Source organism: Edaphobacter aggregans DSM 19364, assembly GCF_000745965.1.
Lineage (GTDB): Bacteria > Acidobacteriota > Terriglobia > Terriglobales > Acidobacteriaceae > Edaphobacter > Edaphobacter aggregans.
Window position 1 is genome coordinate 273,902 of sequence record NZ_KN050788.1, and the last position, 15,554, is coordinate 289,455.

At 55.5% G+C, this 15,554-nt stretch carries 13 protein-coding genes; 3 read left to right on the top strand and 10 right to left on the bottom strand.

The features are described 5' to 3' along the window. Positions 1 to 2: 2 nt before the first annotated feature. From Q363_RS32935 to Q363_RS32980, 10 genes are all read right to left on the bottom strand, one after another. Entirely contained in the window at positions 3 to 1,550 is a 1,548-nt protein-coding gene (locus Q363_RS32935; RefSeq protein ID WP_035359038.1) for a pilus assembly protein TadG-related protein, read from the bottom strand. 11 nt (positions 1,551 to 1,561) lie between these two features. Further along, positions 1,562 to 2,011, bottom strand: coding sequence for a TadE/TadG family type IV pilus assembly protein (locus Q363_RS37225; RefSeq protein ID WP_051979664.1), 450 nt, complete (start codon positions 2,009 to 2,011; stop codon positions 1,562 to 1,564). Next, positions 2,008 to 2,880, bottom strand: coding sequence for a TadE/TadG family type IV pilus assembly protein (locus Q363_RS32945; RefSeq protein WP_169747233.1), 873 nt, complete (start codon positions 2,878 to 2,880; stop codon positions 2,008 to 2,010). The genes Q363_RS37225 and Q363_RS32945 overlap by 4 nt, the downstream gene beginning before the upstream one ends. Before the next feature lie 30 nt (positions 2,881 to 2,910). Further along, positions 2,911 to 3,330 carry a DUF192 domain-containing protein gene (locus Q363_RS32950; protein ID WP_084081005.1) on the bottom strand — a complete coding sequence of 140 codons (420 nt, stop codon included), beginning with the start codon at positions 3,328 to 3,330 and terminating at the stop codon, positions 2,911 to 2,913. Positions 3,331 to 3,606: 276 nt separating this feature from the next. Next, positions 3,607 to 4,518, bottom strand: a complete 912-nt coding sequence (locus Q363_RS32955; RefSeq protein ID WP_035359040.1) for a type II secretion system F family protein — start codon at positions 4,516 to 4,518, stop codon at positions 3,607 to 3,609. Between the two features lie 9 nt (positions 4,519 to 4,527). Beyond that, positions 4,528 to 5,499 carry a type II secretion system F family protein gene (locus tag Q363_RS32960; protein ID WP_035359041.1) on the bottom strand — a complete coding sequence of 324 codons (972 nt, stop codon included), beginning with the start codon at positions 5,497 to 5,499 and terminating at the stop codon, positions 4,528 to 4,530. A gap of 17 nt (positions 5,500 to 5,516) precedes the next feature. Next, positions 5,517 to 6,797, bottom strand: a complete 1,281-nt coding sequence (locus Q363_RS32965; RefSeq protein WP_035359042.1) for a TadA family conjugal transfer-associated ATPase — start codon at positions 6,795 to 6,797, stop codon at positions 5,517 to 5,519. Positions 6,798 to 6,832: 35 nt separating this feature from the next. Next, entirely contained in the window at positions 6,833 to 8,026 is a 1,194-nt protein-coding gene (locus Q363_RS32970) for a CpaE/TadZ family protein (RefSeq protein WP_245632636.1), read from the bottom strand. A gap of 81 nt (positions 8,027 to 8,107) precedes the next feature. Next, complete coding sequence (locus tag Q363_RS32975) at positions 8,108 to 8,596, bottom strand: A24 family peptidase (RefSeq protein ID WP_245632637.1); 489 nt, start codon at positions 8,594 to 8,596, stop codon at positions 8,108 to 8,110. Between the two features lie 132 nt (positions 8,597 to 8,728). Next, complete coding sequence (locus Q363_RS32980; protein ID WP_245632638.1) at positions 8,729 to 10,219, bottom strand: protein O-mannosyl-transferase family; 1,491 nt, start codon at positions 10,217 to 10,219, stop codon at positions 8,729 to 8,731. Between the two features lie 402 nt (positions 10,220 to 10,621). Here Q363_RS32980 and Q363_RS32985 point away from each other — a divergent pair, with 402 nt between their 5' ends. From Q363_RS32985 to Q363_RS32995, 3 genes are all read left to right on the top strand, one after another. Further along, positions 10,622 to 12,037, top strand: a complete 1,416-nt coding sequence (locus Q363_RS32985) for a sigma-54 dependent transcriptional regulator (RefSeq protein WP_051979665.1) — start codon at positions 10,622 to 10,624, stop codon at positions 12,035 to 12,037. Further along, complete coding sequence (locus tag Q363_RS32990) at positions 12,034 to 13,524, top strand: hypothetical protein (RefSeq protein WP_035359044.1); 1,491 nt, start codon at positions 12,034 to 12,036, stop codon at positions 13,522 to 13,524. Before Q363_RS32985 ends, Q363_RS32990 begins: the two co-directional genes overlap by 4 nt. Before the next feature lie 74 nt (positions 13,525 to 13,598). Then, positions 13,599 to 14,342, top strand: a complete 744-nt coding sequence (locus Q363_RS32995) for a class I SAM-dependent methyltransferase (protein WP_035359045.1) — start codon at positions 13,599 to 13,601, stop codon at positions 14,340 to 14,342. The last annotated feature ends 1,212 nt before the right edge of the window (positions 14,343 to 15,554 follow it).

Consider the following 15,554-nt stretch of genomic DNA (forward strand, 5'->3'; position numbering starts at 1 on the left):
TATTAGTTAACCAGCGCAACTTGACTGATGAAGACGCTGGGTACCGGACTGAGGGTCATGGTGATGCCTGCGTTGCCTCCCAGGCCCAGCACATCCACGATGATCTCGCCGGTGATGTTAGTGGCGCTTCCCGGATTGCCCTGGAGTTGCACCTCCTGATAGTGGTTCGTGTCGCCCAGCATCGTGGCCCGTGTGTTCGTTAGATAGAGGGTCCCTATGAGAGTGAGGTCACCGCCACCACCGAGCTTATGCGCTTGGTTACCCGTGTGCGCATCCGAAGCCCGATCCTGGAAGAACAAGATCCCTTGGTACGCGGAGCTGCTTGGAGAGCCGATCAGATTGATCGAGCCATTGGCACCGAGCTCGAAGGTGTCAGCGTTAGTGGGGTCTCCTGTTGGTCCAGTGTTGTAGACGAGCATTCCACCCCCCGCCTCAGTCCCATCCCATCCCGTGCCGGTCCCATCGGGAGGGGAGGGATCGGCAGTTCCCGTAACCATGGATGCACTGCAACCGGCTTGGCATTTGAAACCTCCACCCCGGATGTAGTAGATCCCTGGCTTGAAGAGTGCAGTGGTGTTCTTAAGAGTAGTGAACCCATCCTTATACACACCTGGAGATAAGACTGTGCAGCCATGCGGTCCAGCGGATGCCGGGCATGTGATCGGGCCAAGACTCTGGCTCGCGTCGAGCGTTACCGGAAGCGGCGCATCTGGCAGTGTCAGTGTGGCGGGATCCGGCGGATCGACATCCTTGAGAGGATCCTGCATCCACGAAGCACCGGGTACATAGTGTCCGGGGAGGGTGCCGGGAAGAAAAATAAATGACGGATTAGGTGAGGGGCCGCCCCACACCCCAAAATCCGCACCGTTTGAGGTTGGCCCGGCGTGGGAGAGATCGACGGTTCCGCTGCCCGCGGTGGTAACTGCTGTACTGGAGCTGGAGTTCACCTCGACGCTTCTGCTTGGTCCTCCGAAGATCTGGACATCAACACCGCCGTTTGTATGGAACGAACCCGGCAATGTCGGGTGGTTGACGAGAATGGGAACCGGCGAAAATACATCCACGATCGCCGCCATGGCCCTTGCCGTCACCGTGGTGGTGGCGCCGGCACCCACCATCCGGATCAAGGTGGCGTCCACATTTCGCTGTACCGTGGCACGGACGAGGACGGTGGGAAAGGCCGATGAGAAGTTGACTCCGGGAGCCGCCGTGGCGGGGGGCGTGGGAAAGTCGATCGTCACCGTGTCGCTTGCAGAGCCGCCGAATCCGTTCTGCTTCGCATAGAGGCACGGGGTCCTCGCATCGGTGGTACCGCAGGTGAAGGAGCTTCCCGGGGTCGAGACAAAGCTGTTGGCACCGGCGCCGCTGGTGGCGTCTTTGATGCTCATCATAGCGGCTTGAGCGGCGGCGTCTGCGGCAGACTGCGCCATCTGCCGCTGCGAGTAAAGATGTGCGCCATCGACGGCCAGCCCAACGGCACCGATCAGAAAGATGCTCATGGCAAGCGCCACTATCAAGATCGCCTGACCATCTTCTTCTTTGAATCGCATGGCAAACCTCCTCAAAACGTGATCACTCCCTCGGTGGTACTTGCGACCGTTCTGCTTAACATCGAGAAGTACGGAATAAGCGGATCGTACGGATACGACACGGTGACCGTAACGGGGGACCCAGCGTTATTGTTGCCGTTCGGGTAAGCGACCGTGATGGTGAGATTGCCGGTGGTGAGCAAGCCGGCTTTGGCGAAGTTCTGAACGACTGTCTCTACCTGTGTGGTGTTTCCCGGACCGCTCGGCCCGTTGACGCCTGCGCCTGTTCGATCTGCGCCGTGAACGATGGCGTACCTTGCGCCGGCCCGCGCCGAGTTTGCCACAGTGTTGAACACCAGCATCATGCGGGATAACTCAACGACACTCACAAGCATGATCATGAACATGAGGGCGATGAGGCCGAATTCGATCAAGGTACTGCCTCGGTCCGATCTGCAACGCTGGATGTCGCGGAGTCTCATTGGATCATCCTCATCACGGCTCGACGGTGGATCGTAGTGGGCGGAATGGTTGCATAGACGTTGAGACTGGGGAAGCTAAATCCTGCGGGGATGAACGGAACGTAGGTGTAGGTCACGTCGATGGTGATCAGGGCATAGGGGCTCTCGGGATCAGCAGCGGCACCGGTACAACCAGCTGGATCAAGCGCTCCCTGGCGGTTCTGACAGACATTTACCTGGAGGCTTGCTCGATTGGGAAGCGATGAGATGTCCTGCGTAATCATCGACGTGATGTTGCCCACGGTTGGCAATGCCCGCCCGAAACCGCCCACAGAAGCTCCACCCAGAACTGCGTAGTCTGCTCCGGCACGCGCGGCATTGGCTACCGTGATCCAGGCGTAGAAGAACCCTGCGAAGTTGACGACGTTGACGATCAACAGGAAAACGATGGGCAACAAGAGGGCGTACTCGATGAGCGACTGTCCTGCGGTCGCCTGGAGCCGCTCCAGGAATCTCGTGAACGTCTTTTGATCCGCGCAATCGAGGAGAACACCCGGTGCAGCGTTGGTGGCTCGCCTCACGGGCATGACAAATGCGAGGCCGACTCCATCTTCGTCCGAGCGGACGACCTTAGCGTTCACCCTAACGGAACGATCGGGATCAGTGTCGGGGGCGCCGGCCCGCGTCAGAGACATCGTGACCAGCGTGCCGGGATACCAGCGCTGCTCAGTCAGCAGATAGAGTCCGGTCGGGCTGATATCCCGGATGTCACGGCCCATCGGAGCCGCACCATCCCAATAGTGCGCGATCAGGCGGGCCGGTTTCCTTCGCCCAGCCTTGCGTCGTTCTCGACCTAATAACCGCTCGAACCAACTCGTCACTGGCTTCATGTGGTCCATCCCACGTCGTCTGTCATCTGCTCAATCCAGTTGCCCGTTACTGTGCACTGCTTCAGAGGCCTTCAACCGCTGCTCCATCTCTTCGGCGACGCAGATCACGAGCTGATCACCCGATTGGGTATCCGTGGAGTAGATGGTATGGGTCGGTAGTTCGAGGACACTTTCAGCATGAGTCTTCAAAGGCCCAATCCGAAACGAAGGGAAAGATTCGACGAGATGAATCACCCGATGGTGCTCGTCGAGATAAATCAGATCGAGAGGAAAGAGCAATCCGAACGTATGAACCCCGCGGGAAGGCACCACCCACAGGCCCTCGTCGGGCCTGAGTTTGAGCCTTCCGATCAATCCCCTGAGGCGCGAAAAGATCGTATCGGCAGCCTTGACATTCAGGCTGAGGAAACATTCGCGCGTTTGGTTATATACGCAGTATGTCCTATTCATCCGTCGACCCTCGGCGACCGTCAGGCTACCGGGTATTCCTTCCACTCAGATTGTTTGAGGCTTGCGGCATGGAGACGACATTGCTCGGCATGTGATGCAAGACGCCCCCCATGCCACCTGTATAAGTCTGGTTGTTGGCTTCTGCTGGAACAGAAGCCCGGAGCCATCACACTCGCGTGCGGCGGCGATTGATCAGAAACAACAGCACGACGACGAAGAACACACCGGAAACAACTCGGATAATCGTTACATTGTCCACGTCAACTTCTCCTTTTCTTACTGGTTGAAGTACTTATGAAAAGACTCCGACATGATGATCATTGCCGGCCCTAGTGTTACGAGAAAGAGGGAGGGAAAAATAAACAAGACGAGCGGGAAGACCAGCTTAACCGTGGTCTTTGCCGCTTGCTCCTCCACTTTTTGGCGGCGCTGGGTTCTCAGTGTGTCGGAATGAACGCGCAAAGTCTTGGCGACACTCGTACCCAGTTGTTCCGACTGCACGAGTACAGAAACTAAGTTCCGCACACTCTCTACATCCGTTCGTTCCGCAAACTGTCTCCAGGCATCGGAACGAGCGCGTCCCGCGCGTTGCTCCAGGACGACGATGCCCAACTCATCGCAGATCGCCGGATGGGCCAGGCGCAACTCCTCGACAGTGCGAGCGGTCGCCTGATCCATGCTCAGTCCGGCCTCGATGCAGATGACCAACAAGTCAAGCACATCGGGAAGACCACGCCGGATAAGCGTTTGACGGTTCTTGATGCGTCGTCCCAGCCAGAAATCGGGCGCCAGGAATCCAAGTCCCAATGCGAGGGCATAAACAAAAAAAGAGTTGTCGTGCGCGCGATCGGTAGCCAGCGCCAGCAAACCAAGCGTCAGTGGCACCAACACCTTCGCTCCGTAAAAGAGTTTTACAGCTGAGTCTCTGCGGTAACCGGCACGGATCAGACGCTGCTGCACAACGGAGACTTCTGCCTGGCTCTTCGGTAAAATGCGCTCCAGATGTTCCATCATTCCGCCAAATGAGGAACTCGTCTGCTGAATCGTGCTCAACAGGACTCCCTGCTTGTCGCGCGGCGTCACCACGGACGATATCCGCTGGAGCATGGCTTCGCGATAGAACAAAAGCAGGCCACCGCTCGCGATCAGCAAGAAGATAACGAAAAATGCAAAGGCTGCGAATGCCATAACTCACCTTCAAACTTCCATGTTGACGATCTTCCGAATGATCAAAGCGCCTGAGATGGTCATAACTGCCGATGCGTAGAGGAGCTTGACACCGATAGGACGTGTCCACAAAACGCTCATCGTGGCAGGGTTGAGGAGATACAAACCGATTCCAAGCGCCACTGGAAGGATCGACAGGATCCAACCTGTCAAGCGTCCCTGGGCGGTATGCACACGAACCTGCCGCTTCAAGCGAAACCTCTCCCGAATAACGTAGGAGGCCTTGTCGAGCACCTCGGCGAGGTTGCCTCCACTCTCCTTTTGAATCAGAATGGCTGTCACGACAATCCTCAGATCCTGCAGAGGAACCCGGTTAACCAGATTTTCCATGGCAGTTCTTAACTCGAGCCCGTAATTCTGCTCGTCGAAGCAAGTCCGGAACTCACCACGGATGGGTTCGGGCGACTCATACGCTACCAGGCGCAGCGCGGCGGCGAGGCTATGACCCGCACGAAGGGCACTCACCATCAGATCCAGAGACTCCGGTAACTCCTGTTCAAGTTGATTGAAGCGCCGGTTGCGTTTGTGAAAGACGAAAGCCAAGGGCGCGAAACCTGCCAGTAGACCGATGAGCATGGAAAGTATGACGACCCCTGTCCGCAGATAAACCAGGTAAGCAATGATCGCAAAGCAGGTGATGGACATAAAAAGTAGTCCACCTGCCGTCCATTTCAGACCCGCCTGATAAAGAATGGTGCGCAGGCGGGGCGCCAACTCGATCTTCAGCAGCCACCGATTGATCAATGGGATGGCACTGAGCATCTCGTTTTTACGAATATCAACGATCTGATCGCGGGATTCCGATCTGCTGCTAGCCAGAGCTGCATCGAGGTTGGCTAGAGCCTGCTCGGTCTGCTGAGAGGACTTCGTTCCGCTCGCGACGAGCAGCAGCGTGATCACTACGAACACGCTCACGAACACCAACACGACGATGAGCGCCATCTCTTTTGCCTCCTTTCCTAGTTCACTTCCAACGTCTGCTCGAACAGATCAGGCGACAGGAAGATACCGGATATGCGCAACCGCTCGAGGAACTTGGGACGAATGCGGCTTGGCTGGAAGACACCAATCACCTTGCCGTCGGGACCGACCCCTTTCCTCGTGAAGCTGAAGATATCCTGCATACTGACGACGTTCTCTTCCATCCCCGTAATTTCAGAGATGCTGACCACTTTGCGGCTGCCGTCACTCATGCGCGAGACTTGAACTACGATCGAGATGGCGGAAACCATTTGTTGACGCACGCTCTTTTCCGGCAAGTTGAGATTGCTCATCGCGACCATGGATTCGAGCCTGGTCAAAGCATCTCTCGGAGTGTTGGCGTGGATTGTGGTCATCGAGCCTTCGTGACCAGTGTTCATTGCCTGGAGCATGTCGAAGGCCTCTTCGCCGCGAACCTCCCCGATGATGATGCGATCAGGACGCATGCGCAGGCTGTTGATGAGCAGTTGACGTTGCCGGACGGCTCCATTTCCTTCAACGTTCGGAGGGCGTGTCTCCGTGCGGACGATATTGTCCAGCCCCAGCCGCAGTTCTGCGGCGTCTTCGATCGTCACGATGCGTTCCGTCTTCGGGATGTACTGCGACAGGATGTTCAAAAAGGTCGTCTTCCCTGCACCCGTGCCACCGGAGATCAGGATGCTGATGCGCGCGCGGACCGCAGCGGCCAGCACCTCCATCATCTCCGCCGAAATGCTTTTTAACTCGACGAGTTGATTCGCCGCCAGTGGACCCGTTCCGAAACGGCGGATGGACAGGGCGGGACCGTCGAGCGCCAGCGGCGGAATAATGGCGTTGACGCGCGAGCCGTCAGGCAAACGCGCATCCACCATCGGTGAGGACTCATCCACTCTGCGCCCGACGCGTGACACGATGCGGTCGATGATCTGCAGCAGGTGCCGGTCGTCCCGGAACGCGGTGTCCACCTGCTGAAGCATCCCTGCCCGTTCTATAAAAACGTGGTTCTTATCATTCACCAGAATGTCGGAGATTGTCGGATCTGCGAGCAGGGGTTCGAGAGGGCCAAGGCCGAAGACTTCGTCTAGCAACTCAGCCTCGATCTTTGCCTGTTCCGAGAAGCTCAGCGGCACCTTCTGGCCCAGGATGATTTCATTAACCATGCCGGCAACGGCCTGGCGCGCCTGACCCGAGTTCACCCGCGATAGCTTCTCCAGATCCAGCTTAGAGATTAGGGTGCGGTGTATCTCCGCTTTGAACTTATCAAAATCTAGTTGGTCCACGCGATCTCACCCCCGAATATCTGGCCCTTGAACTCTCATCCGAATAAATTGAACCGCTTCTTCTTTTCCGCGTTAGCTGGCAAACCACATGCTGTTCTGCTCATCTGCAAGATCACCCGGGAAATGGGTGAATCTTTCAATGCGAGGGGAGTGGCCGTGTTCTGGGCACTCCGAGCGGCGGGATAGTCGCTTGGTATCTTCCATTGAGGCTGCATGGTGAGCGCCTTCGCGATGCTTTCTTCATCGATCCCCAGAGAGCGAGACGTATAGCGGTTGATCACAATCTCGAGCTTTGCGCCGCTCGATTTGAGTAACTCTGAGATGAGGCGATTAGAATTGCGCAGTTCCGAGACGCCGACCTGCGTGATCAGGTACACAGTGGAGCCGTCCTCAAAGAGAGCCTTACCGGTCGCTCCGAATCTTGATCCCGCATCAACCACAACGTAGTCAAAGTTTTGTCGGGCGATACTCAGGAGTTTCCGAACCGCCTCATTGGACTCCTCAACCTGGGTGTATTTGTCCGGCGCCGCAAGCACAAACAAGCCGGAGCTATGCTTGATCAACAGCTTCGACAGGAAGTGAAAATCGAGACGGTTAATATTCTGCAGGGCGTTCGCGGTCGAGTACTGTGCTTGAATCCCCAGGTCGAGCGCCGCATCACCGAGCGGAAGATTGAGATCGATCAGAAGTGTGCTTTGACTAGACTCCCGGGCGAGAGATACAGCGAAGTTACTCGCGATGGTGGTGACCCCTGAGCCGCCTTTTGCCCCGATGAAGACGTGCAGCTTGCCCGCTGTTTTCTTGGCGGGTTGAACCGCCGGCCGGCGGACCGATGCCCGTACCAGCGCTTCAGCCATCGTGCTCATCGCAATGGGCTCGACGAGAAACTCTCGCGCCCCTGCCCGCATGCAGCGGACAAGCATCTCCGAATCGGACTGAGCCGAATAGACCATCACGGTGACCGAACTGTTGCCGCAGATGTTTTCCACCAGGTCAAGGGCATGTTCGGAATTGCTGTCCAGCTCAACAATGATGACGTCATAATCCGCTTCGAGGAGTCGCGGCACATCGTCAAGCTCAGGATAAGAAGAGAACTCCCGCGTTACACTGGCCTGCGCCGCAATGAGCTTGGCAACAGCGTTCCGCCTGTGGTCCTCTGCGCCAATCAATGCAACCGACAATACTTTGTTGGTGAGCGCGTCCGGGTCCTTGGAATAAGTCGATATCACGGGTTTCTGACTCCCTGCGCCTTGCAGTTTTCCGGTTGATTGAAATGAGATTGACATGGCCGCATACTCGACATATCTGCACTACCGGGAAAAGAAAGAGACAAGCGTACCGATGGCAATGGCCGGCGCGTAGGGCATCTTTCGCGCCGAAGGATTATTTAGAACCAGTTCTGGATGAGCACGAAATCTGCGCTGCCTCCAGCCGAAGATAAGCTCTCCCGTGCCGCTCAACATCTCGCCGACAAACCCTCCAACAATGGCCCAGCAGACCGCGATCACTCCACCCGCTATGCCCGTCAACACCAATGCCGTCAGCATCTGTGACGGTCCTATCCAGACGCCGATGGCAGCACACAGCTTCACATCCCCCATTCCCATGCCACCCATCCAGCAAAGAATGCCGAAAAACAGTGCACCCACTCCCAGACCTGCTAGACTCTGCACGATCCCGTGCCAGCTGTGCAGCCAACCGGAGACGAAAAATCCCGCTAGCAAGAAAGGAAGCACCAGCCAATTCGGGATACGACGGCTGCGGAGATCCGTGAACGTCGCCACAGCAAGAACAATCAAAGTTGGCCACCAAGCGACGGAGTGCATACGAGGACTCTCTCAAAAAATTGACGAACGACTGGTAGGTAGCAATTCCCTATCCAAATCCTCGGGAAACGGTGAGCCTCTGAATTCATGATGTTAGGGTGGCCACTACGGAGTCCCCTCGCCGGACGGGTGTTCACGTCTGTTTACATCGGACGTCCAGGAGTGAAGCGAAGGATATACACCCTGCTCCTGCACCTTGACCGACCCTGGAAACAACAGTGGCAGTAAAGCGGTCGGCCCGGTGACATAGTCGTGTCCTCCGGCCCGGATGGTGCGAAGGCGACTATCAGGAAGCCGGCGCTTCACGCTTGCCAGATACTTATCGTAGGTAGGATCTCCGCCAGGAAGCGGAAAGAAGACAAACCTGGAATACGGAGTAGCCGGCACTTCCGCAAACAAGCGGGTGTCTCGATGACGCATCGCGAAGACCCGAGCGCCCTCCCCCAGATTTACCTCAGGATATTCGATGTTCAAATAATCGGGAAGATAGTAGCCCGCATGGCGATAGCCGAGGAAATGGGAGTCGAAGCTGACGATCAAGGTCTCATCTGCAGCGCCTAGTTGAGGAAGTATCTTCCGAATATCTTCCAGCTGCGCTTCAAACTGTCGTACCGATCGGTAGGAAAAGTAAAACGGCGATTCGAGAAAGATGAGGATATTGATCGTCACACAAGCTGCAATCACCGCCAGCTTGAATGGCATCGCCCATCTGCAATCTCTGTACAACTGGGATGCCCAGAAACCCAGCCAGATGCAGGCGGGAGCTGTCAGCAGCAGCAGGTACCCACTATTGACGAATTGGAGAAAGATAAAAGTAAAGAAACAAAGGGCTGGAGCGACCCAGACGATCGTGAAATGCTTTTTTTCAGCGTCTGCCGGAGCCCGGCGTTTTAGTACGGCTAGCGCAGCGAGAGAAGCGGCACCGAAACTCAGCAGGTAGATAAAGACGATCGTACAGGCACGCGCGATCGACGTGGCGGGAGACGAGTTAAATACGGTGTTCTTTGAAGGAACCATCCGCCACAGTGAGGCTAAAGCACCGAAGTATACCGCGAAGCCGCCGCTGGCCGAGATCATCGGAAGGCCCCACGCGGTTAACGTCACGACGAGCGCTGCAATCCCCGCTAGTCTTCTCTTCGGCCCGGCATTCCGGAGTGAATACAGATAGATCGGACCTAGAAACAGCAGAGAAGAAGGCCTGATCCCAGCAGAAATTCCCAAAATAATGCCCGCAGATACGACCCATGCCTGGTTGCCGCAATTCACGCGCCAACACAAATAGCCTACAAGCGCCGAGAAGAAGGCTTCGACGCTGTAGGTTAACGCCACGATGCCGTGGAACCAGCCTATGGGAGAGCATAAGAACAGGATGCTCGCGAACCGCGACTCACTTAGGCCAAACCACTCGATAGCCAGCCTGTAGATTACGAGGATCGTCCCGCAACTGGCGGCGATGCTCAAAATAACAAGCGCGAGGTTGGCGTCGTGAACGGCCCAGTTCAGCACGCGGCCCAGGGTTACATAAAGGAAATATCCAGGAGGATGCGGTTGGTGGACTCGTGGATCGAAGCGTTCCATCGCCAGAGCGAAGTTCACTGAATCCAGATCGTAGAGATCGTGGCTACGAAATGCGAATCGGCTGACGGCAACCGCGCATGCCAATAACAAGGGCTCTAGCTTCCGCCACCAAATCATGTCTGGTAAGCAGCAACTCAGGTACCAACCGGACATGATCGAGACTAAGACTCGTAAAAGAACCGCTATTACCAAAGTTACCTGTCGATTTAACTCGACATTTCAGGCGGGATCGACTAACTTCCATAATCTCACCGACTTAGTAGCGAAAGGTTATCACTTCCGGTCGAAGCTCAAGCCAAATGACGGTTTCTGTGTTGGCGAACGGGTAAAGAGCGACTGGGAAATGACGACTCCTTTGCCACAAGTTTGGGATTAATTCTGGGCTGGTTGTACCTCACGGAATTGGGGAGAACCTGATCGATGATCCAAATTGCGTTATTTTCTGTAGATCGCACGCTGCAGTCACTTCTTTCATCTGCTTTGGGCAACGAATTCGAAGTCTTTCTGGCTCCAACCGAAGACCAAATCAAGCACATGGTGTCTATCGGGGATTGCAACTTAGTACTCCTGGACCTGGATTCCCATCAGGAATCGTTGGAGCAGGGATTGCAGTGCTCACTGCGTATCCTTACAACTCAAGTGCCATTGATCGTCATAGCCAGTGATGCTCTTCGTTCCACTGCCGTCGAGCTTGTCCGATTGGGGGCTTACGGCTACTGTCGAAGACCACCCTCTATTCGCGACCTCAAGACAATGCTGATTCGAGCATACGAGAGCTCCTCGCTCAAGCGGGAACTCCAGAATGTACAGCAACGACTCGGAGCAACCAACTGCAGCCATCGATTGATCGGGTCTAGTCCGCATATGCAGCGAGTCTATGATCTGATGCAGCGCGTCGCCAATATTAACGCCTCCGTGCTCGTGACCGGCGAAAGCGGCACCGGCAAAGAACTGATAGCCAATGGCATTCACAACATGGGCATTCGATCCCCCAGGCCCTTCGTGGCCGTTTGCTGCGGAGCCATTCCTGAAAGCCTGATAGAGGCTGAACTATTCGGACATGAGAAGGGTGCCTTCACCGGCACGGTAGGTACGCGCGTAGGTTACATGGAACAGGCGGAGGACGGAACACTGTTTCTCGATGAAATCGGTGAGCTCAGCCTCTCCACGCAGGTGAAACTTCTTCGGGTACTTCAACAGCGGGAATTCAGCCGGCTAGGCAGTAATCGTCTCATCCCTTTGCGTGCTCGCTTGATATTTGCCACCCATCAGAACCTTGATGACATGGTAACTCGGAGTACTTTTCGGCAGGATCTCTATTACCGAATCAATGTAATGCGCATCGATGCTCCGGCACTTCAGGATCATCCTGAGGACATACCCCAGATCGTTGCACACTTTCTGCGGCAATATTCTGATATGTACCAGAAGCCCATGGTTGGTGTTGAGCCCAGTGCGATGGCCGCGCTGCAAGCTTATGTGTGGCCGGGGAACGTGCGTGAATTGGAGAACGTGATTCAGCGAGCCATTATCCTTTCCCGCGGCGACCACCTGCTGTTGGAAGATCTGCCCTGCAGTATTCAGGAGCAAAACGTAGTTAGCATCGCTGACTTTCAGCCGTCAAACTCCTTTGAACGACAGCTTCGAGATTACAAGATCAAACTGGCTATGACAGCCCTTCGGGAGTGTCGCGGAAACAAGACTCTCGCGGCTCGCAGCCTGAATATCTCTCGCGCATACCTGCATCGGTTGATCCGGATCGCTGAACCAGACATGCTTTCTGAAGCAGACGCTTCTATCGTCGAAGCACATAGGTCTGCCATGGAAACGGTATGAACTCCCTGCCCTTGGTCATCGAGCAAATTGAGGGCACGCGCGTTCAGCCCCTGCGAAAGGTCTTTTCGTTCCCCGCGATGCTGGCTGGGGTTCTCGTTGCTCTTGCTGCGTTGACGGTGCGATCGCGCTTTAATGATCCCGATACGTGGTGGCACCTGAAGATGGGTGAGATCATCTGGACAACCCATAGAATCCCCACCACGGATCTATTTTCTTACACCACCAATCACCATCCCTATACAGCGCACGAATGGCTATCGCAGGTGTTCATCTACGGTGCCTATCGATTTGGCGGCTACCCTGGCCTGATGCTCTGGTTATGCCTCTTCACCGCGGCCTTGCTCGTCGCTGGGTACGGCCTATGCTGGCTCTATTCAGAAAATGCCAAAGTAGCTTTCGTCGGTGCCCTGACAATCTGGCTGTTTGCGACAGTAGGCCTTGCCGTGCGGCCGCAGATGATCGGGTATCTTCTGTTGGTCGTCGAGTTACTGCTCATACACCTGGGGCAAACTCGCAATCCGCGCTGGTTCCTGGGATTGCCTCCGCTGTTCACCGTTTGGGTGAACTGCCATGGTTCCTTCTTTCTTGGACTCTTGGTGGCCGGAGCGTACCTCTTCAGTTCCCTATTCGATTTTCAGTGGGGCCTGCTCGTTTCGCAACGGTGGCATCCACTCTCTCGCCGAATGCTTGTGTTGGCGCTGGTCATGTCACTTGCGGCACTGTTCTTGAATCCCATCGGGGTGAAGCAGGTATTAAACCCCTTAGAGACGATGCTGCACCTGCCTATCAATCTCAATCAAGTCGTCGAGTGGCAGCCATTGCAGCTAGGTGACCCACGTGGTCTCGCATTGCTGGGACTGATTGGATCAATCTTTCTTCTCTTGATTGTTCGCCAATCGAACTTGTTTTGGCATGAGTTGCTGTTGTTTGCGCTGGGCATCTGGTTGGCTGCCAGCCATCAGCGCATGCTCTTCCCTTTCGGCATCTTAGTTGCGCCGATTCTATCGCGTCTCCTCTCAAGCTCTTGGGACGGGTATAACGCCACGCAGGATCGCCCTTTGCCAAATGCAGTATTGATCGCTATATCTCTGCTCATCACTTTCTGGGCATTTCCAAACCGTCAGAATCTGACACGACAAATAGAGGAACAGAGTCCTGTCAAGGCGGTGGAATTCATGAACACTCACGACATCTCCGGGCGGATGCTAAACGACTATGTCTATGGCGGCTATCTAATCTGGGCAGCGCCACATTATCCGGTCTTTGTTGACGGCCGCGGCGATATCTTCGAGCAGACGGGCGTTCTCGGAGACTTTGAAAAATGGGCTACGCTCAAGGGTGCCCCTGACTTGCTTCTTGACAAGTACCACATAGATTTCTGCCTGTTGTCCAGAAACTCACCGATGGTTTTTGTTCTACAGTTATTGCCTAACTGGAAAGCTATCTACTCTGATAACAACTCCACGATATTCGTGCGAGTTCCATAAATATATTTAGATGCTTTGAGCAAGCTATTTCGACGAATAGGTAATTTGTCCAGGCCGCAAAGAGGAGAGTTAGAATGGCGCACGTCTACGATCAGACGTTCTTTGATTGGGTGAACAAGACAGCCCGCTCTTCGGCTCGGACCATGTTGCCCATTGTTCGTCAAACGATCGATCCGCCGAGCGTGGTTGACGTCGGTTGCGGAGAGGGCGGCTGGTTGTCGATATGGAATGAAATGGGGCTGAGTGATGTGTGCGGCTATGACGGCAGCTATGTCGATAAGTCCCGACTATTAATCGATCCGGAACGGTTTATCGCTTGCGATCTAGAAAAGCCGCTGGTGGTCGGTAGACGGTTTGGTTTAGCGCAATGCCTAGAAGTAGCCGAGCATCTGCACCCGTCAGCGGCCGAAGAGCTGATCAGTTCCTTATGCCAACTAAGCGATATCGTGCTGTTTTCGGCGGCGCAGCCTGGGCAGGGGGGAGAAAGACATATCAATGAGAGGCGTCCGTCCTATTGGGCGCAGATGTTCCGCAGTCATAATTATTTTCCATTCGATTGCGTGCGGCCACATCTGGTCGACAAGATGGAGGTTTCCCCATGGTATCGCTATAATCCGATTCTCTTTGCCAATCCATCTGGCATGAAGTGCTTGTCTCCAGAGACACGAGCGCTCCAGTGCCAGGATGCACAGTATCTGGATAAGGCGGGAAATATGGCATGGAAATTTCGACTACTCCTATTGCGGCCGCTGCCAGTCGGCGTGGTGTCCTGGCTATCGCGGGTGCGTTACCGCGTAGCATCAACGGTAGAGGCATGAGCGATAGGGCGAAAGATCACCTTGGCGAGCGTTATGAAGTTCATCGCCGACGTGAGCATACACCAGAATGCTGACATCCTGCACAAGACCAGATCTGGCAAGGCAACATCCCTGCGCTACAAATCGACCTATGAGTCGCCTGTTAGTCATCCTTCTGCTGTGTGTGTTTGGGCTTCCCCCTGGCCTCGCCGCTGTTTGCGGCCGCAGCGGGTCAGGACGCAGGGCTCCCAGATGGCGCCGTCGGAACGGAGCCACCAGTGCTCCATGACGATGGCTGGCCCGGTCGGGAGTTCGCAGGGTACGCAGTTGCCACACTCCGCGAAAAGTGCCCGCCTATCTGGTAGTCACCACCTCAGCTCGCCACAACGACGCTTCCCTGCTCATGGCCTCTCCTGGCTCTACTCTGCGCTAAAGGCCTAAAACCTTACTCAAATATGACTTTAATCACGGGAACAAAGGAGCCGGCGCCGCGAGCTTCAGCTTAGACATTCGTCCCTCAACTCAGGAGTATAAGGTCTGCATGGCTGGGCGATACGCAATGCTTGGAGCCGGGCGCATTCAATCATCGACAAAGGTGCCGATCTTCACGACGAGAGGCACTCTGGCACGGCTCCCTCAACCTTGCAGCGTCCGATGCGACAAGAGATTGCGAATTCTATCTAGCTCACCAGGCGCGTGGGCGGCCCTCGAACCGTTCAAATCAACTCCGGCATCCGAACCTATGCAGCCCTGTGATCTCCATCACAGCTTTGTTTTTCGAAGCCTCCTAGATTTGGCGGTAGAGGTGGCTCATGGTTAGTTGCTGTGTCAATCCTGCCTGCCGCACAGAGTTCAGGTCCCTCAACGCCGGAGTTCTCTATGCAGTTGAGCGGGGATCGGTGGATACGGAGTTCTTCTGGCTCTGCTCCGCCTGCGTACCAAGGGTCCCACTGTGTCTCGACCCGACGGGGTGCATTTCGGTGAGACCGCGATGTGACGCGGTACGTCAGCCACCTTATCCGGACGGCTAACTGCGGCTGGTTGCTCAGCGCAAACTACGTACACCATGGCACTGTGATGTGCGTCACAGTGATTTGCCATAATTCGCTGTATATTGCCCTTTTACAGGTGGCGTTTTTAGAAGGAATCAGCGGGTCCAGGGCCCAGCAGCAAAGTCGGTACCATCGCGCAAGTTTGAGGTGACTCGACATGCGGCGTTCTCGCTTTAGAGTA